The organism is Enterobacter cloacae complex sp. P12RS, from assembly GCF_014895875.1.
In the GTDB taxonomy this organism is placed as follows: Bacteria; Pseudomonadota; Gammaproteobacteria; order Enterobacterales; family Enterobacteriaceae; genus Enterobacter; species Enterobacter bugandensis.
Genome location: NZ_JADBQO010000020.1, coordinates 20,558 through 44,546, shown reverse-complemented (window position 1 = coordinate 44,546; position 23,989 = coordinate 20,558). Strand labels below are relative to the sequence as shown.

24 protein-coding genes are annotated in these 23,989 nt (G+C 57.6%); 18 read left to right on the top strand and 6 right to left on the bottom strand.

The window, feature by feature from the left end; genetic code table 11:
- The first annotated feature begins 27 nt into the window (after nucleotides 1–27).
- From tap to IM284_RS13645, 10 genes are all read left to right on the top strand, one after another.
- Nucleotides 28–1,629, top strand: a complete 1,602-nt coding sequence (tap, locus tag IM284_RS13690; protein WP_047367822.1) for a methyl-accepting chemotaxis protein IV — start codon at nucleotides 28–30, stop codon at nucleotides 1,627–1,629.
- Nucleotides 1,630–1,648: 19 nt separating this feature from the next.
- Nucleotides 1,649–2,515 carry a protein-glutamate O-methyltransferase CheR gene (cheR, locus tag IM284_RS13685; RefSeq protein ID WP_014884342.1) on the top strand — a complete coding sequence of 289 codons (867 nt, stop codon included), beginning with the start codon at nucleotides 1,649–1,651 and terminating at the stop codon, nucleotides 2,513–2,515.
- Nucleotides 2,512–3,561 carry a chemotaxis response regulator protein-glutamate methylesterase gene (locus tag IM284_RS13680; RefSeq protein ID WP_014884341.1) on the top strand — a complete coding sequence of 350 codons (1,050 nt, stop codon included), beginning with the start codon at nucleotides 2,512–2,514 and terminating at the stop codon, nucleotides 3,559–3,561. The genes cheR and IM284_RS13680 overlap by 4 nt, the downstream gene beginning before the upstream one ends.
- A gap of 17 nt (nucleotides 3,562–3,578) precedes the next feature.
- Nucleotides 3,579–3,968, top strand: coding sequence for a chemotaxis response regulator CheY (gene cheY / locus IM284_RS13675; RefSeq protein WP_008500431.1), 390 nt, complete (start codon nucleotides 3,579–3,581; stop codon nucleotides 3,966–3,968).
- Nucleotides 3,969–3,978: 10 nt separating this feature from the next.
- Entirely contained in the window at nucleotides 3,979–4,623 is a 645-nt protein-coding gene (cheZ, locus tag IM284_RS13670) for a protein phosphatase CheZ (protein ID WP_028013643.1), read from the top strand.
- A gap of 148 nt (nucleotides 4,624–4,771) precedes the next feature.
- Nucleotides 4,772–5,920: a flagellar biosynthesis protein FlhB gene (gene flhB, locus IM284_RS13665; protein WP_041909432.1), complete on the top strand. Its 1,149-nt coding sequence runs from the start codon at nucleotides 4,772–4,774 to the stop codon at nucleotides 5,918–5,920.
- Nucleotides 5,913–7,991 carry a flagellar biosynthesis protein FlhA gene (flhA, locus tag IM284_RS13660; RefSeq protein ID WP_028013641.1) on the top strand — a complete coding sequence of 693 codons (2,079 nt, stop codon included), beginning with the start codon at nucleotides 5,913–5,915 and terminating at the stop codon, nucleotides 7,989–7,991. Before flhB ends, flhA begins: the two co-directional genes overlap by 8 nt.
- Nucleotides 7,988–8,380, top strand: a complete 393-nt coding sequence (locus IM284_RS13655) for a flagellar protein FlhE (protein WP_028013640.1) — start codon at nucleotides 7,988–7,990, stop codon at nucleotides 8,378–8,380. The genes flhA and IM284_RS13655 overlap by 4 nt, the downstream gene beginning before the upstream one ends.
- Before the next feature lie 262 nt (nucleotides 8,381–8,642).
- A complete protein-coding gene (locus IM284_RS13650; RefSeq protein ID WP_047367821.1) occupies nucleotides 8,643–10,226 on the top strand; it encodes an MFS transporter in 1,584 nt (527 codons plus the stop codon).
- Between the two features lie 4 nt (nucleotides 10,227–10,230).
- On the top strand, nucleotides 10,231–11,370 hold the full coding sequence (locus tag IM284_RS13645) for a glycoside hydrolase family 105 protein (RefSeq protein ID WP_047368120.1): 1,140 nt from the start codon (nucleotides 10,231–10,233) through the stop codon (nucleotides 11,368–11,370).
- 34 nt (nucleotides 11,371–11,404) lie between these two features.
- On the opposite strand, the gene argS is transcribed toward IM284_RS13645, so the two are convergent.
- A complete protein-coding gene (gene argS / locus IM284_RS13640; protein ID WP_028013635.1) occupies nucleotides 11,405–13,138 on the bottom strand; it encodes an arginine--tRNA ligase in 1,734 nt (577 codons plus the stop codon).
- A gap of 239 nt (nucleotides 13,139–13,377) precedes the next feature.
- On the opposite strand from argS, the gene IM284_RS13635 reads away from it, so the two are divergent.
- Together IM284_RS13635 and cutC are read left to right on the top strand one after the other, a co-directional pair.
- Nucleotides 13,378–13,938 carry a VOC family protein gene (locus tag IM284_RS13635; protein WP_047367820.1) on the top strand — a complete coding sequence of 187 codons (561 nt, stop codon included), beginning with the start codon at nucleotides 13,378–13,380 and terminating at the stop codon, nucleotides 13,936–13,938.
- Between the two features lie 78 nt (nucleotides 13,939–14,016).
- Nucleotides 14,017–14,760 carry a copper homeostasis protein CutC gene (cutC, locus tag IM284_RS13630; protein ID WP_028013633.1) on the top strand — a complete coding sequence of 248 codons (744 nt, stop codon included), beginning with the start codon at nucleotides 14,017–14,019 and terminating at the stop codon, nucleotides 14,758–14,760.
- A gap of 120 nt (nucleotides 14,761–14,880) precedes the next feature.
- Here the strand turns inward: cutC and cmoB are convergent, their stop codons facing one another.
- Genes cmoB through IM284_RS13605 form a run of 5 tightly spaced genes read right to left on the bottom strand, consistent with a single transcriptional unit; the run spans nucleotide 14,881 to nucleotide 18,462 of the window.
- Nucleotides 14,881–15,852, bottom strand: coding sequence for a tRNA 5-methoxyuridine(34)/uridine 5-oxyacetic acid(34) synthase CmoB (gene cmoB, locus IM284_RS13625; RefSeq protein WP_047367819.1), 972 nt, complete (start codon nucleotides 15,850–15,852; stop codon nucleotides 14,881–14,883).
- Entirely contained in the window at nucleotides 15,849–16,592 is a 744-nt protein-coding gene (cmoA, locus tag IM284_RS13620) for a carboxy-S-adenosyl-L-methionine synthase CmoA (RefSeq protein ID WP_045260318.1), read from the bottom strand. The genes cmoB and cmoA overlap by 4 nt, the downstream gene beginning before the upstream one ends.
- A 40-nt stretch (nucleotides 16,593–16,632) precedes the next feature.
- Nucleotides 16,633–17,028, bottom strand: a complete 396-nt coding sequence (locus IM284_RS13615) for an MAPEG family protein (protein ID WP_028013630.1) — start codon at nucleotides 17,026–17,028, stop codon at nucleotides 16,633–16,635.
- Nucleotides 17,029–17,080: 52 nt separating this feature from the next.
- The gene (locus tag IM284_RS13610; RefSeq protein ID WP_047367818.1) at nucleotides 17,081–17,899 is read right to left on the bottom strand and encodes a DUF72 domain-containing protein; all 819 of its coding nucleotides are present in this window, start codon (nucleotides 17,897–17,899) and stop codon (nucleotides 17,081–17,083) included.
- Complete coding sequence (locus IM284_RS13605; RefSeq protein WP_047367817.1) at nucleotides 17,896–18,462, bottom strand: hydrolase; 567 nt, start codon at nucleotides 18,460–18,462, stop codon at nucleotides 17,896–17,898. Before IM284_RS13605 ends, IM284_RS13610 begins: the two co-directional genes overlap by 4 nt.
- A gap of 264 nt (nucleotides 18,463–18,726) precedes the next feature.
- Between IM284_RS13605 and aspS the strand changes: the two genes are divergently transcribed.
- The 6 genes from aspS (at nucleotide 18,727) to ruvB (ending at nucleotide 23,982) form a co-directional block, all read left to right on the top strand.
- On the top strand, nucleotides 18,727–20,499 hold the full coding sequence (aspS, locus tag IM284_RS13600) for an aspartate--tRNA ligase (RefSeq protein WP_047367816.1): 1,773 nt from the start codon (nucleotides 18,727–18,729) through the stop codon (nucleotides 20,497–20,499).
- A 1-nt stretch (nucleotide 20,500) separates the two neighbouring features.
- On the top strand, nucleotides 20,501–20,944 hold the full coding sequence (nudB, locus tag IM284_RS13595; RefSeq protein WP_045260316.1) for a dihydroneopterin triphosphate diphosphatase: 444 nt from the start codon (nucleotides 20,501–20,503) through the stop codon (nucleotides 20,942–20,944).
- Nucleotides 20,945–20,971: 27 nt separating this feature from the next.
- On the top strand, nucleotides 20,972–21,712 hold the full coding sequence (locus IM284_RS13590) for a YebC/PmpR family DNA-binding transcriptional regulator (protein ID WP_003859747.1): 741 nt from the start codon (nucleotides 20,972–20,974) through the stop codon (nucleotides 21,710–21,712).
- Between the two features lie 34 nt (nucleotides 21,713–21,746).
- Nucleotides 21,747–22,268, top strand: a complete 522-nt coding sequence (gene ruvC / locus IM284_RS13585) for a crossover junction endodeoxyribonuclease RuvC (protein WP_003859749.1) — start codon at nucleotides 21,747–21,749, stop codon at nucleotides 22,266–22,268.
- A gap of 80 nt (nucleotides 22,269–22,348) precedes the next feature.
- A complete protein-coding gene (gene ruvA / locus IM284_RS13580) occupies nucleotides 22,349–22,963 on the top strand; it encodes a Holliday junction branch migration protein RuvA (protein WP_047367815.1) in 615 nt (204 codons plus the stop codon).
- 8 nt (nucleotides 22,964–22,971) lie between these two features.
- Nucleotides 22,972–23,982: a Holliday junction branch migration DNA helicase RuvB gene (ruvB, locus tag IM284_RS13575; protein ID WP_028013623.1), complete on the top strand. Its 1,011-nt coding sequence runs from the start codon at nucleotides 22,972–22,974 to the stop codon at nucleotides 23,980–23,982.
- Nucleotides 23,983–23,989 lie beyond the last annotated feature (7 nt).

Sequence of the window (23,989 nt, the reverse complement as noted above, 5' to 3'; positions counted from 1 at the left end):
GCTGCTTGCCGCTTGATGGGAGCGTGGATGTTAAATCGTATTCGTATCTCGACCACACTGTTTTTGATTCTGATCCTTTGCGGTGTGTTGCAGGTTGGCAGTAACGGGTTGTCTTTTTGGGCGTTTCGCGATGGCTATCAGAATTTGCAGGACGTTGAGGCGAGTAATCAACAGCGCTCCGCACTGGCACAAACGCGTGCCGTGCTGTTGCAGGCAAGCACTGCGCTGAACAAGGCAGGAACCTTAACCGCGCTCAGCTATCCGCCGGATGACATTAAGGCGCTGATGGCAACGGCGCGCGACAGCCTGAAGCAGGCAGACGCACAGTTTAAGGCCTTCACGGCGCAGGCGGCCGACGGCGAGAAAGAGAAAGCGCTGAAGGCGGCCATGAAAAAGAACTTTGAGCAGTGGTACAGCGATCTGGACCACCAGGCGACCTGGCTTGAGAACAACCAGCTTTCGGACTTCATGGCCGCTCCGGTCCAGGCGTCTCAGGCGGCGTTTGACGGCAGCTTTGACGCATGGCAGCAGGATATCAATCAGTCTGTTCTGCGCGCCGGTGAAGCAAGCCGCACCAGCTATCACATGTCCGGCGTTATCTTTGCCGTCGTTGTGATTCTGGCGGGGCTGCTGACCGGCGGGGCGCTGCTCTGGGCGCGCAGAATGATTGTGCAGCCGCTGGCGATTATCAGCAGCCACTTCGACAGTATTGCGAAGGGGGATCTGGCGCGTCCGGTGGCGGTGTTTGGCAAAAACGAAATTTCGGCGATCTTTGCCAGCCTGAAGGCCATGCAGGGGTCGCTGCGGGAAACGGTATCCGACGTGCGTCAGGGCAGTTATGCCATGCATACGGGGATCTCAGAGATTGCGGCGGGGAATAACGATCTCTCGTCCCGCACCGAGCAGCAGGCGGCGTCGCTGGCGCAGACGGCGGCCAGTATGGAACAGCTGACCGCGACGGTAAGCCAGAACGCCGATAACGCGCGCCAGGCGTCTGACCTGTCAAAACAGGCGGCGCTGACGGCGAAGAGAGGGGGCGATCAGGCCTCTCACGTGGCCAGCACCATGCAGGAGATTGCCGCCAGTTCGCAGAAGATCGGCGACATCATCAGCGTGATTGACGGTATTGCGTTTCAGACCAACATCCTGGCGCTGAACGCCGCCGTGGAAGCGGCGCGCGCCGGCGAGCAGGGACGTGGGTTTGCGGTGGTGGCAGGTGAAGTGCGAAACCTGGCGAGCCGCAGCGCCAACGCGGCGAAAGAGATTAAGTCCCTCATTGAAGAGTCGGTCTCTCGCGTCCAGCAGGGGTCTGCCCTGGTGGATACGGCGGCGCATACCATGCACGAGATCGTCACCTCCGTGACGCGGGTTAACGACATCATGGGCGAGATTGCCTCGGCGTCGGACGAACAGCGTCGCGGGATAGAGCAGGTGGCTCAGGCCGTCAGCCAGATGGATCAGGTGACGCAACAGAATGCCTCGTTAGTTGAGGAAGCGGCAGCGGCAACCGATCAGCTGGCCAGCCAGGCGGATCGTCTCACCGGGCTGGTCGCGGTATTTAATGTGAAAGAGCACGTTGAAGCAGTAACAGAAGTCGGGCGGTCGCAGGCCGTGCCAGTTGTATCCTGAATGTAATTAAGAAGGCGCTATGACATCACCAATGCCCCCTGGGCAAACGTCATTATTGTTGCAGATGACACAGCGCCTCGCGCTGTCCGACGCGCATTTTCGTCGGATATGTCAGTTAATCTACCAGCGTGCGGGGATCGTGCTTGCGGATCATAAGCGGGACATGGTCTACAACCGACTGGTGCGGCGCTTGCGTACGCTGGGGCTGGATGATTTTGGCCGCTATCTGAGCATGCTCGAAGCGAACCAGAACAGCGCGGAGTGGCAGGCTTTTATTAACTCACTCACGACCAACCTGACGGCCTTTTTCCGTGAAGCCCACCACTTTCCGGTTCTGGCCGAGCACGCGCGCCGTCGCACCGGGGAGTATCGCGTATGGAGTGCGGCCGCCTCAACGGGCGAAGAGCCGTACTCGCTGGCGATCACCCTTGCCGATACGCTGGGCATGGCGCCGGGACGCTGGAAAGTCTACGCCAGCGATATCGACACCGAGGTGCTGGAGAAAGCGCGCAACGGCGTGTATCGCCAGGACGAGCTGAAAACGCTGTCGCCGCAGCAGCTGCAGCGTTATTTCATGCGCGGTACAGGGCCGCATGAAGGCCTGGTTCGCGTACGCCAGGAGCTGGCGAACTGCGTCGAATTCGCGCCCGTTAACCTGCTCGATAAGCAGTACAACGTGCCGGGGCCTTTCGACGCCATTTTTTGCCGTAACGTCATGATCTATTTTGATAAAACGACGCAACAGGACATTCTGCGTCGGTTTGTTCCGTTGCTCAAGCCTGACGGTTTACTGTTTGCCGGGCACTCGGAAAACTTCAGCAACCTCGCGCGTGAGTTTAGCCTGCGTGGGCAAACGGTATACGCGCTGAGTAAGGAAAAAGCATGAGTAAAATCAGGGTATTGTCTGTCGATGATTCAGCGCTGATGCGTCAGATCATGACTGAAATCATCAATAGCCACAGCGACATGGAGATGGTGGCCACTGCGCCGGATCCGCTGGTAGCGCGGGATTTAATTAAAAAATATAACCCCGACGTGCTAACGCTGGATGTCGAGATGCCGCGCATGGATGGCATAGATTTCCTTGAGAAATTGATGCGCCTGCGTCCCATGCCGGTGGTGATGGTCTCCTCCCTGACCGGGAAAGGATCGGAAATCACTCTGCGCGCGCTGGAGCTGGGGGCGGTGGATTTTGTCACCAAACCGCAGCTCGGCATTCGCGAGGGGATGCTGGCGTACAGCGAGATGATCGCCGAGAAAATTCGCACCGCCTCGCGCGCGAAGCTCGCGGCCCACAAGCCGATGGCCGCGCCGGCAACCCTGAAGGCCGGACCGTTACTCAGCTCGGAAAAACTGCTGGTTATTGGGGCGTCAACCGGAGGAACAGAGGCAATTCGCCATGTACTCCAGCCATTGCCGCTTTCAAGTCCGGGTATTCTGATCACGCAGCATATGCCGCCTGGCTTTACCCGCTCCTTCGCCGAACGTCTGAACAAGCTGTGCCAGATCAGCGTGAAAGAGGCAGAAGACGGCGAGCGCGTGCTGCCGGGACATGCGTATATCGCGCCGGGGGACAAGCATATGGAGCTGGCGCGCAGCGGCGCTAACTATCAAATCAAAATTCATGACGGACCGCCGGTTAACCGGCACCGTCCGTCGGTGGATGTGCTGTTTCATTCGGTGGCGAAACATGCGGGGCGCAACGCCGTTGGGGTGATCCTGACGGGGATGGGCAACGACGGTGCCGCCGGAATGCTTGCAATGCACCAGGCTGGCGCCTGGACGATTGCGCAGAATGAAGCAAGTTGTGTGGTGTTCGGCATGCCGCGCGAGGCCATCAATATGGGTGGCGTGAGCGAAGTGGTCGATCTTAGCCAGGTAAGCCAGCAGATGCTGGCGAAAATCAGTGCCGGACAGGCAATACGTATTTGACTCAGGAGTATTATTTTATGGCGGATAAAGAGCTTAAGTTTTTGGTTGTGGATGACTTTTCCACCATGCGTCGCATTGTGCGCAACCTGCTGAAAGAGCTAGGCTTCAACAACGTTGAAGAAGCAGAAGACGGCGTGGATGCGCTGAACAAACTGCAGGCTGGCGGGTTTGGTTTTGTCATCTCCGACTGGAACATGCCGAATATGGACGGTCTGGAGCTACTGAAAACCATTCGTGCGGACGCGGGCATGGCGTCTATGCCGGTGCTGATGGTCACTGCAGAAGCGAAAAAAGAGAACATCATTGCCGCTGCACAGGCGGGCGCAAGCGGCTACGTGGTGAAGCCATTCACCGCAGCGACCCTGGAAGAGAAGCTCGGTAAGATCTTCGAGAAACTCGGCATGTGAGGTGTTGGTGATGATGCAACCTGCAATGAAACCCGTTGAAGAACACTCGCCGAGCGACATCATCGTCCGCATCGGCAGCCTGACGCGCATGCTGCGTGACAGCCTGCGTGAACTGGGGCTGGATCAGGCCATTGCCGAAGCGGCAGAAGCGATCCCGGACGCCCGCGACCGTCTGGACTACGTTGTGCAGATGACCGCTCAGGCAGCTGAACGCGCGCTGAACAGCGTTGAAGCCTCACAGCCGCACCAGGATGCGATGGAAAAGGGCGCGAAAGCCCTGACCCAACGCTGGGATGAGTGGTTTGAGAATCCCATCGAGCTGGCGGATGCCCGCGAACTGGTGACCGACACCCGTCAGTTCCTTGGGGATGTGCCGGGCCACACCAGCTTCACCAACGCCCAGCTGCTGGACATTATGATGGCGCAGGATTTCCAGGATCTGACCGGTCAGGTCATCAAGCGCATGATGGATGTGATTCAGGAGATTGAGCGCCAACTGCTGATGGTGCTGCTGGAGAACATCCCGGAACCGGCTGCCCGTCCAAAACGCGAGAACGAAAGCCTGCTCAATGGCCCGCAGCTCGACGCCAGCAAGGCGGGCGTGGTGGCAAGCCAGGATCAGGTGGACGACCTGCTGGACAGCCTCGGCTTCTGATTGTCCATTCCGCCTCAGGGGGGTTACGCCGCCTGAGGCGGTTTACGACAAAATCACCGAAAAGAGCCCGAATAAACGGGCTTTTCCCGCCATTGGATTTCCGCTGCGCTGGCATGATACCCGTGACGTAATGGGCTGAGCATGCACTGTGGCAGAAGAGAACGACGACAAAACGGAAGCCCCCACACCCCACCGACTTGAAAAGGCGCGTGAGGAAGGGCAGATCCCCCGATCCCGAGAATTGACCTCCCTGCTGATCCTGATCGTAGGCGTGTGCATTATCTGGTGGGGTGGGGAGTCGCTCGCCCGCAAGCTGGCGGGGATGCTCTCCACCGGCTTACGTTTTGACCACAGCATGGTCAACGACCCGAATCTGATCCTCAGCCAGATTATTCAGCTGATAAAAGGGGCCATGGTTGCGCTACTGCCCCTGATTACCGGCGTGGTGCTGGTGGCGCTGGTCTCCCCGGTGATGCTGGGCGGGCTGGTCTTTAGCGGTAAATCGCTGCAACCCAAATTTTCAAAACTGAACCCGCTGCCGGGCATTGCGAAAATGTTCTCGGCGCAGACCGGGGCCGAGCTGCTCAAGGCTATTCTCAAATCGGTGCTGATGGGCAGTTCTGCAGGGTTTTTCCTCTGGTACCACTGGCCCGAAATGATGCGCCTTATCAGCGAGTCGCCCCTTACCGCGATGAGCAATGCGCTGAACCTGGTCGGGCTTTGCGCGCTGCTGGTGGTGCTCAGCATTATTCCGATGGTGGGTTTTGACGTTATCTTCCAGCTCTATTCCCACTTCAAGAAACTGCGAATGTCACGTCAGGACATCCGCGACGAATATAAGCAGATGGAAGGTGACCCGCACGTGAAGGGGCGCATCCGGCAGATGCAGCGTGCCGCTGCCCGTCGCCGCATGATGGAAGATGTGCCGAAGGCGGACGTCATCGTTACCAACCCGACGCACTATTCCGTGGCGCTGCGCTATGACGAAAACAAAATGAGCGCGCCGAAAGTGGTGGCAAAAGGGGCGGGGCTGATTGCATTGCGCATCAGGGAAATTGGTACCGAAAACCGCGTACCGATCCTGGAAGCACCTCCGCTGGCGCGAGCCCTTTACCGCCACGCGGATATCGGACAACAGATCCCTGGTCAACTCTACGCCGCGGTGGCGGAAGTGCTGGCCTGGGTATGGCAGTTGAAGCGCTGGCGTCTGGCCGGCGGTCAACGGCCTGTCAAACCTGAGAACCTTCCGGTGCCTGCCGCGCTGGATTTTATGAACGAGAAGGACACTGATGGCTAATCTGGTGGCAATGTTGCGCCTGCCCGGCAACCTGAAATCGACCCAATGGCAGATCCTTGCCGGGCCGATCCTCATCCTGTTAATTCTGTCGATGATGGTACTGCCGCTCCCGGCGTTCATCCTCGATCTGCTTTTCACCTTCAATATTGCGCTGTCCATTATGGTGCTGCTGGTGGCGATGTTCACCCAGCGCACGCTGGAGTTCGCCGCGTTCCCGACCATTCTGCTGTTTACCACCTTGCTGCGGCTGGCGCTGAACGTGGCCTCCACGCGTATCATCCTGATGGAGGGCCACACCGGCGCGGCAGCGGCGGGTAAGGTGGTCGAGGCCTTCGGCCACTTCCTGGTGGGCGGGAACTTCGCTATCGGTATCGTGGTGTTCGTTATCCTCGTGATCATCAACTTTATGGTTATCACCAAAGGTGCAGGGCGTATTGCGGAAGTGGGCGCGCGCTTTGTGCTGGACGGGATGCCGGGCAAGCAGATGGCGATCGACGCCGATCTGAACGCCGGGCTTATCGCCGAAGATGAAGCGAAAAAGCGCCGCGCGGAAGTGACCCAGGAAGCGGACTTCTACGGCTCCATGGACGGTGCAAGTAAGTTTGTGCGCGGGGATGCCATCGCGGGCATCCTGATCATGGTGATTAACGTGGTCGGCGGCCTGCTGGTGGGGGTACTGCAGCACGGGATGGACATGGGCCACGCGGCGGAAAGCTATACGCTGCTGACCATTGGTGACGGTCTGGTCGCACAGATCCCGGCGCTGGTTATCTCCACTGCGGCAGGCGTTATCGTGACCCGCGTCAGTACCGATCAGGATGTTGGCGAGCAGATGGTGGGCCAGCTCTTCAGTAACCCGCGCGTGATGCTGCTGGCGGCTGCAGTGCTCGGGCTGCTCGGCCTGGTGCCGGGGATGCCAAACCTCGTGTTCCTGCTGTTTACGGCGGGGCTGCTGGGGCTGGCCTGGTGGATGCGTGGTCGTGAGACCAGGCCCGCTGCGGATCCGGTTCCGGTGAAAATGCCGGAGAACACCCAGGCCGTAGAAGCGACCTGGAACGACGTTCAACTGGAAGATTCCCTGGGAATGGAAGTGGGGTATCGCCTGATCCCGATGGTGGATTTCCAGCAGGATGGCGAGCTGCTCGGCCGCATCCGCAGCATCCGTAAAAAATTCGCCCAGGACATGGGCTTCCTGCCGCCGGTGGTGCATATCAAGGACAATATGGACCTGCCGCCTGCGCGCTATCGTATTCTGATGAAGGGTGTTGAAATTGGCAGCGGCGATGCTTACCCGGGACGCTGGCTGGCGATTAACCCTGGCACTGCAGCAGGCACGCTGCCGGGCGAGCAGACCGTCGATCCGGCCTTTGGCCTGGCGGCAATCTGGATTGAAAGCGCGCTGAAAGAGCAGGCGCAAATTCAGGGTTATACGGTTGTCGAAGCCAGTACCGTGGTGGCAACCCACCTTAATCACCTGATTGGGCAATTCTCGGCAGAGCTGTTTGGCCGTCAGGAAGCGCAGCAGCTTCTCGATCGCGTGACGCAGGAGATGCCGAAGCTGACGGAAGACCTGGTGCCGGGCGTGCTGACGTTAACTACGCTGCACAAGGTGCTGCAAAACCTGCTTGAGGAAAAAGTGCCGATCCGCGATATGCGTACCATTCTGGAAACCCTTGCCGAGCATGCGCCGCTGCAGAGCGATCCGCACGAGCTGACGGCGGTGGTGCGCGTGGCGCTGGGGCGTGCGATCACCCAGCAGTGGTTCCCGGGGACCGGCGAAGTCCAGGTGATTGGCCTCGATACGCCGCTTGAACGCCTGCTGCTGCAGGCCCTGCAGGGCGGCGGCGGCCTCGAGCCTGGCCTGGCGGATCGCCTGCTGGAGCAAACTCAGGAGGCGCTGGCGCGTCAGGAGATGCTGGGCGCGCCGCCGGTGCTGCTGGTCAACCACGCGCTGCGTCCGCTGCTGTCGCGCTTCCTGCGCCGCAGCCTGAATCAGCTTGTTGTGCTGTCGAATCTGGAGCTGTCGGATAACCGCCATATCCGCATGACGGCAACGATTGGAGGAAAATAATGAAATGGCTATGGATTTTGCTCTTCCCACTGGCGGCTCAGGCCGCCGGGGAAGGGACCTGGCAGGCAAGCAGCATGGGCGTGACCCTCAGCAACCGGGGTGTCGCCATGTCTTCTAATCCGCTGTCGCCCTCTGAAACGGTTTCTGGTCAGATGGGGATGGTGGTGTGGAACTACAGGCTGATTGGCCCAACGCCAGCCGGACTGCGGGTGCGCCTCTGCTCACAGACCCGCTGCACGGAAATCGACGGCGAAAATGGCACAACGCAGGCGTTCAACGGCGTGCCGGCCATTGAACCTTTACGTTTTATCTGGGAAGTGCCGGGCGGAGGACGTTTGATCCCGGCGCTGAAGGTGCAGAGCAATTCTGTCATCGTCAACTACCGCTAGCTGCCTGCCTTTCCACCAGCCATCAGTCAATTCTGATGGCTGTCTCGCAAAATTGACCTCACCTTTTGATGCAACAGAAACGCTGTTTTATAAATTAGTGACACGCGTGACGCGACTCTTTGCATTTTTGCCATTTACCCTGCCCGTGATGGCAGAAACAGAAAGGTATCAGGACGTCGTTGCATTTACTGTAGCCGTGTAAAAACTCCCCGATGAGCCTTACTTGCAGGGAGTCTCCCAAATTTGCTTAGGGTTGACGGCAATGAAAACACGTAAAATTGGACTCGCAAATTATCTTGCTTACGGGGCAGGCGATTTTCTCGGGGCTGGTACGACCGCCCTGACGGCGGCCTGGCTTTTGTATTTTTATACCACCTTCTGTGGACTCACACCGATTGAAGCAACCTTCATCTTTGCCGCTGCGAGGGTGCTGGATGCTGTTGTCAGCCCGTTAATGGGCTTTTTGACGGATAACTTCGGTACGACCTGGCCTGGAAAGCGCTTTGGTCGGCGTAAGTTCTTTATCCTGCTAGGCATTCCGTGCGTGTTCAGCTACTCGTTGATGTGGGTAGGGGACATGAATTTCTGGTACTACCTGCTGACCTATCTGGTGTTTGATATTGTCTACACCATGATTCTGGTGCCTTACGAGACGCTGGTGCCGGAAATGACCGACGACTTCAAACAGAAAACCAAGTTCTCCGGGGCGCGTATTTCTATGGCGCAGATGTCAGCGATCCTGGCCTCCTTCCTGCCGGGGATCCTGCTCACCCACTTCGGTAAAGACAACGCCGTCTCATTCTTTTACGCAAGCCTGGTTTTCTCCGTGCTGTGCGCCCTGATGCTGACCTTTGTCTGGTTCTTTACCTGGGAGCGCCCGCGTGAGGAGTGGTCTGAAGCGGCGCTGCGTGCCGAAGAAGAGAAGAAGAAGCTGACGCTGGGGCAAAGCATCAATCGTCTGTTTGTCGAATTAAGCTCTACGCTGCGCATCAAGATTTTCCGCCAGCATCTTGGCATGTACCTCGGCGGCTACATCGCACAGGACGTATTTAACGCAGTCTTCACCTACTACGTGGTGTTTGTGCTGATGCAGGAAGCGTCAATGGCGTCCAACCTGCTGGGCACGATGGCTATCTTCCAGTTCCTCGCCGTGATCGGGATGATCCCGCTGTGTATTCGCTTCGGACCTGCGCCGTCCTACCGCATGGTGGTGGTGCTGTTTGGCCTGGCGTCTCTCTCTTACGCCATGCTCTATTACGCCGGTCTGAGCGACGTCTACGCTCTGCTGTTGCTGATCTCTGCGGTGGCTGGGCTGGGTCGCGGCGGTATTAACTACGTGCCATGGAATACCTATACCTACATTGCTGACGTGGATGAAGCGATCACCGGCCAGCGCCGGGAAGGGATTTTCGCCGGCATCATGACCCTGACCCGTAAGGCGTCACAGGCCGGTGCGGTGATGCTGGTAGGCATCGTGATGCAAATGTCCGGCTTTGTCAGCGGTCAGAAGGTACAGCCTGCGGAAGTGAGCCACACCATTCTGCTGATCCTGAGCGTGGGCACCATCCTGGTGCTGTTCTGCGGTTTCCTCGTTTCCCTGCGCTTCAGGCTTAATTTGCAGACCCACAGCACGCTGCGTGAGGAGACCGCGAAAATGCGTGAGTGTGGTCATGCGATGCCGGAGTCAGCGACGCCACACGCCCGCGCCACCGTCGAGATGCTGGCCGGTATGCCTTATGAGTCACTGTGGGGCAATAACAACATCGGTTATCTGAATCGCAATAAGCCAGCGGCATCTTCGCTGAAGGATCGCGCGGTACTCAATTCGACATACAACAGAGGTTAAGATGATGAAAGTTTGGCCTGTCAAACATAGCCCGCTATTGCGTCAGCCAGAGCGCTTTATCGCCCGGGACGAGCTGAAATCACTGATTCAAAAAGTGACACACAACCTGGTCAATATCCACGACAAAACGGGTGAATTTTTGCTGCGGCTGGACGACGGGCGCGTGATCGACACCAAAGGCTGGGCCGGATGGGAGTGGACGCACGGCGTCGGCCTGTATGGCATCTGGCAGTACTACTGCCAGACCGGTGACGAAGGGATGCGCAACATTATCGACAGCTGGTTTGCCGACCGCTTTGCGGAAGGCGCCACCACCAAAAACGTCAATACGATGTCGCCGTTTCTGACGCTGGCCTATCGCTACGAAGAGAGCAAAAACCCGGCCTGGCTGCCGTGGCTGGAAAGCTGGGCGGAGTGGGCTATGAATGAGATGCCACGCACCGAACATGGGGGCATGCAGCACATCACGCTGGCGGAAGAGAATCATCAACAGATGTGGGACGACACGCTGATGATGACGGTGCTGCCGCTGGCGAAAATCGGCAGGCTGCTGAATAAGCCGGAGTACGTAGAGGAGGCGATCTATCAGTTCCTGCTCCACGTGCAGAACCTGATGGACCGGGAGACGGGGCTGTGGTTCCACGGCTGGAGCTACGACGGTAATCATAACTTTGCCGGTGCCCGCTGGGCGCGCGGCAACAGCTGGCTCACCATCGTGATCCCCGACTTCCTTGAGCTGGTGGATCTGCCGGAAAACAACGCCGTTCGTCGCTATCTGGTGCAGGTGCTGAAGGCGCAGGTTGCCGCGCTGGCAAAATGTCAGGACGAAAGCGGGTTGTGGCATACGCTGCTGGACGATCCGAACTCGTACCTGGAGGCATCCGCCACGGCAGGGTTTGCCTACGGGATCCTGAAAGCGGTGCGGAAGCGCTATGTTGAGCCTGAATATGCTGACGTTGCTGAAAAAGCGATTCGCGGCATCGTGAAAAATATCTCGCCGGAAGGGGAGTTGCTGCAAACGTCGTTCGGGACGGGAATGGGCAGCGATCTTGATTTTTATCGTCAAATACCGCTGACGTCGATGCCGTATGGCCAGGCAATGGCGATTCTCTGTCTGACAGAGTATTTGCGGAAATACTTCTGATAATAAAAAACCCGGCGTTTGCCGGGTTTCTTTTTTACATACGTTCTACGGTTTCGATACCCAGGGTATCCAGACCCAGCTTCAGGGTCTTCGCCGTCAACTGAGCCAGCTTCAGGCGGCTGTTACGCACCGATTCATTTTCTGCAGACAGAATAGGGCAGTGCTCGTAGAAGCCGGAGAACAGACCCGCCAGATCGTACAGGTAAGCACACATCACGTGCGGCGTGCCGTCACGCGCCACAACCGTCAGCGTCTCTTCGAACTGCAGCAGACGCGCCGCCAGCTGTGCTTCACGATCTTCCGTGATGGTCACTGTCGCATTCGCCAGCACGCTTTCATCAATGTTCGCCTTGCGGAACACGGAGAGCACGCGGGTATAGGCGTACTGCATGTACGGCGCCGTGTTGCCTTCAAACGCCAGCATGTTGTCCCAGTCGAAGATGTAGTCGGTGGTGCGGTTCTTGGAAAGATCCGCGTATTTCACCGCGCCGATACCGACGGCGTTGGCCAGTTTTTCCAGTTCGTCAGCAGGCATGTCCGGGTTCTTCTCTGCCACCAGGCGACGGGCGCGCTCCAGCGCTTCGTCCAGCAGATCGGAAAGCTTCACGGTACCGCCCGCGCGGGTTTTGAACGGCTTGCCGTCTTTACCCAGCATCATGCCGAACATGTGGTGTTCCAGCGGCACGCAGTCCGGCACGTAACCGGCTTTACGCACGATGGTCCACGCCTGCATCAGGTGCTGGTGCTGACGGGAGTCGATGTAGTACAGCACGCGGTCGGCGTGCAGGGTTTCGTAACGGTATTTCGCACACGCGATGTCCGTGGTGGTGTAAAGATAGCCGCCATCCTTTTTCTGGATAATCACGCCCATCGGTTCGCCTTCCTTGTTTTTGTACTCATCAAGGAACACTACCGTTGCGCCTTCGCTCTCCACCGCCAGGTTTTTGGCTTTCAGGTCCGCCACAATGCCTGGCAGCATCGGGTTGTACAGGCTTTCACCCATCACGTCGTCGCGAGTCAGGGTCACGTTCAGACGGTTATAGGTAAGCTGGTTCTGGGACATGGTGATGTCAACCAGCTTGCGCCACATCTCGAGGAAGTATTGATCCCCGCCCTGCAGCTTCACCACGTAGCTGCGTGCGCGCTCGGCAAAGGCTTCGTCTTCGTCATAGTGCTTTTTGGCTTCGCGGTAGAACCCTTCCAGGTCCGCCAGCGCCATTTCACCCGCGTTTTCCTGCTGCTGTTTTTCCAGGTAAGCAATCAGCATGCCGAACTGGGTACCCCAGTCGCCTACGTGGTTCGCGCGGATCACCTTGTGACCGAGGAACTCAAGGGTGCGTACCGCGGCGTCACCGATGATGGTGGAGCGCAGGTGGCCTACGTGCATCTCCTTCGCCACGTTCGGGGCAGAGTAGTCGACCACCACTGTCTGCGCTTCCGGCTGGGAAACGCCCAGACGGTCAGACTTCAGCGCCGCGTCAACGTGGCTCGCCAGGAACGCAGGCTCAAGGAAAATATTGATAAAGCCCGGACCAGCAATTTCGGTTTTGCTGGCAATGCCGGAAAGATCCAGATGCGTCAGTACCTGCTCAGCGAGCTGTCGCGGCGGCATGCCCAGTTTTTTAGCCACTGCCATCACGCCATTAGCCTGATAGTCGCCAAACTGTACTTTTGCTGACTGACGAACCTGCGGTTCGCAATCCGCAGGTGCGCCTGCGGCAATCAGTGCCTGACTGACTTTTTCGGAGAGAAGAGCCTGAATATTCACCTGGATACCTTACGTTTTTGATGCGGGCTTACAACCGCCCGCGCCAGTTAAAGAATTTAGGGCGGGAGTATACTGCAAATGCCTTCTGGCGTCAGCATTGCGGGGGACGAAGATTGCTCAGAATCCAGGCTAAGAAAGCGTGCATAACCATGCAGTCATAAAAAGCCGGATTCTGCGGTTGGTCAAAACGGGGCAACGGAGTAAATTAGCGACTTTGCGACACGAAAAGAGACTGACTTATGGCGAACTGGCAATCCATTGACGAACTGCATGATATTTCCGCAGATTTACCGCGCTTCACAAAGGCGTTCACAGAACTTGCCACCCGTCTTGGTCTGGATATCGTGCCGCTTACGGCGGATCACATTTCCTTGCGCTGCCACCAGAATGCCACCGCCGAGCGCTGGCGTCGCGGGTTTGAACAGTGCGGCGAGTTGCTCTCTGAGAACATCATCAATGGACGCCCCATTTGCCTGTTCAAACTGCATGAGCCGGTGAACGTGGCGCACTGGCAGTTCACCGTGGTTGAACTGCCGTGGCCGGGCGAGAAACGCTATCCGCACGAAGGCTGGGAGCATATCGAAATCGTCCTGCCGGGTGAGCCGGAAACGTTGAACGCGCGCGCCCTGGCCCTGCTGTCAGACGACGGGTTAAGCAAGCCGGGGATTTTTGTGAAGACGAGTTCACCCAAAGGCGAGCGCGAGCGTCTGCCTAACCCGACGCTGGCCGTGACGGACGGGCAGGTGACCGTGAAATTTCATCCCTGGACCATTGAGCAGATCGTTGCCAGCGAAGCCTGAGAGTTGTGATTCGTCGCTGAGACACGAAACGAGAGGCGTGCCATGATGGCGCGTTAAGCTGATTTTAAGGAGAAGCAGATGGCGCTGCTGGAGATTTGTTGTTACAGCGTGGCGTGTGCCGTAACGGCGCAACAGATGGGAGCTGACCGGATTGAGCTATGCGCCGCCCCGAAAGAAGGGGGGTTAACGCCTTCATACGGCGTGTTGAAGTCTGCCCGCCAGGCCGTCACCATCCCGGTCCATCCGATTATTCGGCCTCGCGGCGGCGATTTTTGTTACACGGCGGGCGAGTTCAGTGCCATGCTTGAAGATATCGCGCTGGTTCGTGACCTGGGCTTCCCGGGGCTGGTGACCGGCCTGCTTGATGAGGATGGTCACGTCGATCTGCCGCGGATGCGTAAGGTGATGGACGCCGCGAAAGGAATGGCCGTCACCTTTCATCGTGCGTTTGATATGTGCAAAGATCCCCTGCAAGCATTTGATACGCTTGCCGAACTTGGCGTGGCGCGCGTCCTGACATCGGGACAGCAGTCTTCTGCGGAAAAAGGTCTGCAATTAATTACGGAACTAAAAGCACATTCCGGTGTTCCAATAATAATGGCGGGTGCGGGAGTCCGTGCCAGCAATCTGGAACGGTTTTTAAACGCCGGGGTGGAAGAGCTTCACAGCTCTGCGGGGAAATGGATACCTTCACCCATGCGTTATCGCAATACAGGGCTGTCAATGTCGACGGATGCTGAAGCGGATGAATATTCTCGCTACGGCGTAGAGGGAGAGTCGGTTGCGGAAATGAAGTCGCTGATTGAGCGTCATCACGTGTAGCAACGTACCGATTTTTACCGCGCATCATGTCGCCCAATATGATGCTTGCTTGTACCAGGCCCCTGCAATTTCAACAGGGGCCTTTTTTTATCCCCTCACCCCACAGGGGAGAGGGGAAAACTACGGCTTGGTCGCAATCAACACCGCACGCATGGGTGCAGGATAGCCTTCAACGGTTTTGCTGTGGTCGGCCGGGGCGAGGAACTGCTCCAGCGATTCGGTGATCATCCAGTCGGTGCGGCGCTGCTCTTCGAGAGACGTTACGCAAACATCGGCAATGCGCACATCCACAAATCCGCATTTCTCCAGCCAGTTTTTCAGCGCCAGCGCGGACGGGATGAAGTAAACGTTGCGCATCTGTGCGTAGCGATCGCCCGGCACCAGAACCGCATGCTCATCGCCTTCAATTACCAGCGTTTCCAGCACCAGCTCGCCGCCGCTGACCAGCTGATCTTTGAGCTGCCACAGGTGTTCAAGCGGGGAACGACGATGATACAGCACGCCCATTGAGAAGACGGTATCGAACGCTTTCAGGGCAGGGAGCTGCTCTATGCCCAGCGGCAGCAGGTGCGCGCGCTGGTCGTTGCCGAGCAGTTTTCGCACTGCCTCAAACTGGCACAGGAAGAGCTGCATCGGGTCGATGCCGACCGCCAGATGGGCTCCCGCGCCAATCATGCGCCACATGTGGTAACCGCTGCCGCAGCCTACGTCCAGAATGGTGCGCCCGGTCAGGTCGGAAAGGTGCGGCAGTACGCGATCCCACTTCCAGTCTGAGCGCCACTCGGTATTGATGTTCACGCCGTACAGCGAGAACGGCCCTTTGCGCCACGGCATTAAATTACGCATCAGCGTTTCGATGCGGTTGATCTGCCCGGCAGGGAGCGGCTCTGCGCTTTCCGCCGTCACGCTGTGCAGTAAATCCAGACGATGCGGCGTCAGCTCCGGCAGATACTCCACGGCATTTGACCACTGCTTTAACAGGCCGTGCTGCTGATCGCGCTGCCACGCGGCAATCTGCGCCGGCAGGGTCTCCAGCCAGTGGGAAAGGTGATTTTTAGCAATCAGCTGATAAAAGTTGCTGAATTCAATCATGCGGCATCCCCGGCTTTTAGCGCCACCAGAGAGCCAAAGTTAAAGCACTGGAACCACAGTTCGCTGTGCTCAAAACCGGCTTTGTGCAGGCGCGCTTTATGGGTTTCCACGGAGTCCGTCAGCATCACGTTTTCCAGCATGCTGCGCTTCTGGCTGATCTCCAGCTCGCTGTAGCCGTTCGCCCGTTTGAAATCGTGGTGCATGTTGAACAGCAGCTCGCCTACTTTGGCATCCTCAAAGCTGAATTTTTCAGAAAGCACCAGCGCGCCGCCGGGATTCAGCCCCTGGTAAATTTTGTCCAGCAGCAGCTGGCGGTCTTCAGGCACCAGGAACTGCAGGGTAAAATTCAGCACTACCATCGAGGCGTTATTAATCTCGATCTCGCGGATATCGCCTTCCACCACGTCCACCGGAACGGGGGCTTTGTACGCGTCAATATGGCGACGGCAGCGTTCCACCATGGCCGGGGAATTATCGACGGCAATGATTCGGCAGCCATCGTGATGAATGTTACGACGTACCGACAGCGTTGCCGCGCCGAGCGAGCAGCCCAGGTCATAGACCTGCGTACCGGGTTGAACGAAGCGCTCAGCCAGCATACCGATCATAGAGATAATATTTGAATAACCGGGAACAGAGCGCTGGATCATATCCGGGAAGACTTCGGCTACCCGTTCATCGAAGGTCCAGTCGCCCAGGCTGGCGATAGGCGCGGAAAAAAGCGTGTCGCGATCTGACATAACGTAAAAATCCGGGAAAAATAAAGTGGCGTATTGTGCGCTAATGGAGGGAGAAAACCAACTCCCACGGCATATACCACAGGTTAGCCAGCACCATCAGCAAAAGTGAACACCAGGTCGCGCTCATGCCGGAACGACGCCAGCGGAATAAACGGTGGTGAAAGCCGTAATAATGCATTAACCGGCCAGCAATAAGCATCAGACCACAAATATGCACCATCCAGGTTTCCGCGCCATTCATCTCCATAAACAGCAGCAGGATGAGAGCAACGGGAATGTATTCCACCGCATTACCGTGAATGCGAATAGCGCTTTGCAGTTCGGAGAAACCGCCGTCGCCGTAAGAGACGCGGTACTGCATCCTGAGGCGCACAACATCAAACGAAAATTTAATCAGCAGTAATGCACCTAACACCGCATACAGCGCGCTGACCATACTAACTCCCTGTTTTTTGGCAGATGGCACTTCACTATGATAGGGGGTGATATCAGAAAAGAGAAGATTGTTGTGGGATGGAAGGGACGCAGCCCACGGACGGCACCGCTGCCTGCAAGGCCTGCCACAGAGCATCGACCAGTTCGGGCGCCTGTGCAATATCCGGCGTGTGCAAAAAGAGGTACGGCGTGGTGGTGTGCTCCCAGCTCGCGAGTTTTTGCAGCCAGACGGCGAACATCGCCTGATTTTGCTGCATATTGTCGCTGCCGATGAACCTGACCATCGGGTTCTGTGCGGTCACGATGGCGTGGACCGGCACTTTCGGTTTTTTACGCTGAGCATCAACGATGGCCTCGTTATGCGGTACCGCGCTGTGCACCGGACGACTGTCGAGTATCACCCGGTTAACGGAACGATCCAGCAGGCCCCGGTTGAGCGCTTTTTCGGCTTCGCCTTTCGCAAAGAAGTCCTGATGTCGGACTTCCACGCCGTAGGTGAATTCGCGGGGCAGGGCATCCAGGAACTGCCACAGGGCGGGCAGATCGCGCGGGCCAAACGTGGCGGGAAGCTGGAGCCAGTATTGTCCAATTCGGTTCGCCAGCGGCGACATGCGCGTGAAAAATTCTTCCGTTAAGTCCCCGCAGTTGCGCAGCGCGGCCTGGTGGGAAATGGTCGCCGGAAACTTAAAGCAGAAACGGAAATCGTCCGTTGTTTGCTCCCGCCAGCGTTCGACTATCTCGGCTTTGGGCAGCGCATACAGCGTGGTGTTACCCTCGACGCAGTTAAAGTGTCGGGCATACTCTTCAAGCCTGGTAATGCCCAGGCGCACCCATTTCGGGTGCGACCACTGGGGCAGGCCCACGTACATCATAGCGCGCTTAAAATCTCATCCGTGCTGCGCACGCGTCCGATGCGCGGGAAGATATGGGTCATGCTGCCCTGATGCTGTTCGGCGGAAGCCGCGCTGCAGGCATCTTCAGCAATCACCAGATTAAAGCCCAGCTCCCAGGCGTTACGGGCTGTCGATTCGACGCCGATATTGGTGGAAATGCCGCACAGAATAATGGTGTCGATACCGCGGCGGCGAAGCTGCAGCTCAAGGTCGGTCCCGTAGAACGCGCCCCACTGGCGTTTAGTTACTTCGATATCGCTGTCGCGTTTGCCCAGCGACACCGGGTACGTCCACCAGTTTTCCGGCAGGGCATGTGCGGGCGCCTGGGCATCAACGGGCTGTTTTAACGCCTCGGCGAAATCAGCGGACCAGCCGACGCGCACCATGACCACAGGGGCACCGCTGGCGCGGCACTTCTCGGCCAGGCGAGCGGCGCGGCTGACGACTTCATCCGCTGCGTGTGGGCCACCGGCGAAGGGCAGGATCCCTTCCTGTAAATCAATCACAACAAGCGCGGTTTTGCGGGCATCAAGTGTTAACATCGTCACTCCAGGTAAATTAATCACTTCCGTAACACCTTACGACGTGATGACCTGTTATCGGTCGGATAATTTTGTTAATTTTTGTGAGAATGCGCAATAAGAGTGCAGCAAACGACCGTCTGGCGGTGGTTGGCTCTTATCGTCCGGCGGAATTTCCAGTATAATAGCCGCCTTTTTTCATCCAGTTGTGACATACAGAAAGCTGCGACATAGTAGCCTGCATACCAGGCGACATTTAGCCTGCGGCTAATTAAGGGATATCTCATGCGTACAGAATATTGCGGGCAGCTGCGTCAGTCCCACGTCGGACAGCAGGTCACCCTGTGTGGTTGGGTCAACCGTCGTCGTGATCTTGGTAGCCTTATCTTCATTGATATGCGCGACCGTGAAGGTATCGTTCAGGTGTTCTTCGACCCGGATCGCGCAGATGCGCTGAAGCTGGCCTCTGAACTGCGTAATGAGTTCTGCATTCAGGTCACCGGCACCGTACGTGCGCGTGACGAGAAAAACGTTAACGCAGACATGGCGACGGGCGCTATCGAAGTGCTGGCGTCCGATCTGGTTATCATCAACCGTGCCGAAGCGCTGCCGCTGGACTCCAACCACGTCAACACTGAAGAAGCGCGTCTGAAATACCGCTACCTGGATCTGCGTCGTCCGGAAATGGCTCAGCGCCTGAAAACCCGTGCGAAAATCACCAGCCTGGTGCGTCGCTTTATGGATGACCACGGTTTCCTCGATATTGAAACCCCGATGCTGACCAAAGCGACGCCGGAAGGCGCGCGCGATTACCTGGTGCCATCCCGCGTTCATAAAGGCAAATTCTACGCGCTGCCGCAGTCACCGCAGCTGTTCAAACAGCTGCTGATGATGTCCGGCTTCGACCGCTATTATCAAATCGTTAAGTGCTTCCGCGACGAAGACCTGCGCGCTGACCGTCAGCCAGAATTTACCCAGATCGATGTTGAAACTTCCTTCATGACCGCCGAACAGGTGCGTGAAGTGATGGAAGCGCTGGTGCGTAGCCTGTGGAATGATGTGAAGGGCGTTGAGCTGGGCGATTTCCCGATCATGACCTTCGCCGAAGCGGAACGTCGCTACGGCTCCGACAAACCAGACCTGCGTAACCCGATGGAGCTGGTGGACGTAGCAGACCTGGTGAAATCCGTTGAGTTCGCGGTATTCGCGGGACCGGCTAACGATCCGAAAGGCCGCGTGGCTGCCCTGCGCGTACCGGGCGGCGCGGCGCTGAGCCGTAAGCAGATTGATGACTACGGCAACTTTATTAAGATCTACGGCGCGAAAGGTCTGGCCTATATTAAAGTGACCGAGCGTGCGAAAGGTCTGGAAGGGATCACCAGCCCGGTGGCGAAGTTCCTGAACGCGGACATCGTGGAAGCGATCCTTGAGCGCACCGGTGCGCAGGACGGCGACATGATCTTCTTCGGCGCAGACAACAAGAAAGTTGTTGCTGATGCAATGGGCGCGCTGCGTCTGAAGCTCGGCAAAGACCTGAACCTGACCGACGAAAGCAAATGGGCTCCGCTGTGGGTTATCGACTTCCCGATGTTTGAAGACGACGGTGAAGGCGGCCTGACCGCGATGCACCACCCGTTCACCTCGCCAAAAGAGATGACGGCGGCAGAGCTGAAAGCGGCGCCGGAAGAGGCAGTGGCAAACGCTTATGACATGGTTATCAACGGCTATGAAGTGGGCGGCGGCTCCGTACGTATTCACAGCGGTGAAATGCAGCAGACCGTGTTCGGCATTCTGGGTATTAACGAGCAGGAACAGCGCGAGAAGTTTGGCTTCCTGCTGGACGCCCTGAAGTACGGCACGCCTCCGCACGCGGGTCTGGCCTTCGGTCTCGACCGTCTGACCATGCTGCTGACCGGCACCGATAACATTCGTGACGTTATCGCCTTCCCGAAAACCACTGCCGCAGCGTGTCTGATGACCGAAGCGCCAAGCTTTGCCAACCCGGCAGCGCTGACCGAGCTGGGCATTGAAGTGGTGAAGAAGGAAGAGAAAAACTGATATGGCATATAAGCTTCCCGTTTCTGTCCTGGTGGTCATTTATGCAGAAGACACGAAGCGGGTGCTGATGTTGCAGCGGCGCGACGATCCTGATTTCTGGCAGTCGGTTACCGGCAGCCTGGAAGAGGGGGAGACCGCGGCGCAGGCCGCCGCGCGTGAAGTAAAGGAAGAGGTCACCATTGACGTTGCTCATGAGCAACTGACCCTGAAGGACTGTCAGCGCACGGTGGAGTTTGAAATTTTTAGCCATTTACGTCATCGCTATGCGCCGGGCATTGAGCGCAACACGGAGTCGTGGTTCTGTCTCGCGCTCCCCCATGAGCGGGAGATCGTGTTTACCGAACACCTGAACTACCGCTGGGTGAACGCGGCGGATGCCGCCGCACTGACCAAGTCGTGGAGCAACCGGCAGGCGATTGAAGAATTTGTAATTAACGCGGCCTGAGAAGGCGCGATTTTTGGAGAACTTTTTATGGCAGGTCATAGTAAGTGGGCCAACACCAAACACCGTAAAGCGGCACAGGATGCCAAGCGCGGTAAGATCTTTACCAAAATCATTCGCGAGCTGGTGACAGCAGCGCGTCTGGGCGGCGGCGACCCGGCTTCTAACCCACGCCTGCGCGCGGCGGTAGATAAAGCGCTGTCTAACAACATGACGCGTGACACCCTGAACCGTGCTATCGCACGCGGCGTGGGCGGTGATGAAGACGCGAACATGGAAACCATCATTTATGAAGGTTACGGCCCTGGCGGTACTGCGGTGATGGTTGAATGCCTGTCCGACAACCGTAACCGTACCGTTGCGGAAGTGCGCCACGCGTTCACCAAAACCGGTGGCAACCTGGGCACTGACGGCTCCGTAGCTTACCTGTTCAGCAAAAAAGGCGTCATCTCTTTCGAGAAAGGCGACGAAGATGCGATCATGGAAGCGGCGTTAGAAGCGGGTGCGGAAGACGTGGTGACCTACGATGATGGTGCCATTGACGTCTACACCGCGTGGGAAGAGATGGGTGCCGTGCGCGATGCGCTGGAAGCGGCGGGCCTGAAAGCGGACAACGCTGAAGTCTCCATGATCCCGTCCACCAAAGCGGATATGGATGCAGAAACCGCACCGAAACTGCTGCGTCTGATCGACATGCTCGAAGACTGCGACGACGTGCAGGAAGTGTACCACAACGGTGAAATCTCTGATGAGGTTGCAGCGACTCTCTGATGAGAGCCTGTAAACCGTTTACGGGAGACGCGTGATGTCGATTATCCTCGGGATTGACCCCGGCTCACGCGTCACCGGGTATGGCGTTATCCGTCAGGTGGGACGCCAGCTAACCTACCTCGGCAGTGGATGCATTCGCACCAAAGTGGACGATCTGCCGTCGCGCCTCAAGCTTATTTATGCGGGCGTATCGGAGATCATCACCCAGTTTCAGCCAGACTATTTCGCCATTGAGCAGGTCTTTATGGCGAAGAACGCGGATTCGGCGCTGAAGCTCGGTCAGGCGCGTGGGGTGGCCATCGTGGCTGCGGTGAACCAGGATTTGCCGGTATTCGAATACGCGGCAAGGCAGGTCAAGCAGACGGTGGTGGGCATCGGTAGCGCGGAGAAGAGCCAGGTGCAGCACATGGTGCGCACCCTGCTGAAGCTTCCCGCGAACCCGCAGGCCGACGCCGCCGATGCGCTGGCGATTGCAATTACCCACTGCCACGTCAGCCAGAACGCGATGCAAATGAGCGAGTCGCGGCTCAATCTGGCGCGAGGCAGGTTACGATAATCAGAAATCAGGCTGGATAAACATCCAGCCTTTTTTTATTATGTCGGCAGTTAATTTCTCCCAGAACGCAGGAGCGTCACGTGATAGGCAGACTCAGAGGCATCATCATTGAAAAACAACCCCCGTTAGTGCTGCTGGAAGTGGGTGGCGTGGGCTATGAAGTCCATATGCCGATGACCTGTTTCTACGAGCTGCCGGACGCGGGCAAAGAGGCGATTGTCTTTACCCAGTTTGTGGTGCGTGAAGACGCTCAGCTGCTGTACGGCTTTAACAACAAGCAGGAACGCACCCTGTTTCGCGAGCTGATTAAAACCAACGGTGTGGGGCCTAAGCTGGCGCTGGCGATTTTGTCCGGCATGTCCGCTCCGCAGTTTGTGAATGCCGTTGAGCGTGAAGATCCCGCGGCGCTGGTTAAGCTTCCGGGCATTGGTAAGAAAACCGCAGAGCGTCTGATAGTTGAGATGAAAGACCGCTTTAAAGGTCTGCACGGCGATCTGTTCACTCCGGCTGCCGATTTGGTTCTGACTGCTCCGGGTACGCCTGCCTCTGATGATGACGCCGAGCAGGAAGCGGTTGCCGCGCTGGTGGCGCTGGGCTATAAACCTCAGGAGGCCAGCCGGATGGTGAGCAAAATTGCCAAACCGGACGCCAGCAGTGAAACTCTGATTCGTGAAGCGCTGCGCGCTGCATTGTGAGGTAAAGGATGATTGAAGCAGACCGCCTGGTATCGGCAGGCACCCTTCAGGCAGAAGACGTGGTGGATCGTGCGATCCGCCCGAAGCTGCTTGATGAGTACATCGGCCAGCCGCAGGTTCGTTCCCAGATGGAGATTTTCATCCAGGCGGCAAAGCTGCGCGGCGATGCGCTCGATCACCTGCTGATTTTTGGCCCGCCGGGGTTAGGTAAAACTACCCTGGCGAATATCGTCGCCAATGAAATGGGCGTCAACCTGCGTACCACCTCCGGCCCGGTGCTGGAGAAAGCGGGCGATCTGGCGGCGATGCTGACCAACCTTGAACCGCATGACGTGCTGTTTATCGATGAGATCCACCGCCTGTCACCGGTGGTGGAGGAAGTGCTCTATCCGGCGATGGAAGATTACCAGCTGGATATCATGATCGGCGAAGGCCCGGCCGCGCGCTCCATCAAAATCGATCTGCCGCCGTTTACCCTGATTGGCGCCACGACCCGCGCCGGGTCGTTGACCTCTCCGCTGCGCGACCGCTTTGGCATCGTTCAGCGTCTGGAGTTTTATCAGGTGCCCGATCTTCAGCACATTGTGGGGCGCAGCGCGCGCTACATGGGGCTGGATATGAGCGAAGAGGGGGCATATGAAGTGGCGAAACGTTCCCGCGGTACGCCGCGTATTGCCAACCGCCTGCTGCGCCGCGTGCGTGACTTTGCTGAAGTGAAGCACGATGGTTCGATTTCCGCCGAGATCGCCGCTCAGGCGCTGGATATGCTGAACGTCGATGCTGAAGGCTTTGACTATATGGACCGTAAACTGCTGCTGGCGGTGCTGGACAAGTTCTTCGGTGGCCCGGTCGGGCTGGATAACCTGGCGGCGGCAATTGGCGAAGAGCGTGAGACGATTGAAGATGTGCTGGAGCCGTATCTGATCCAGCAGGGCTTCTTACAGCGTACCCCACGTGGTCGTATGGCGACGGTGCGGGCGTGGAATCATTTCGGTATTACGCCGCCCGCAATGCCGTAAGTAGCGA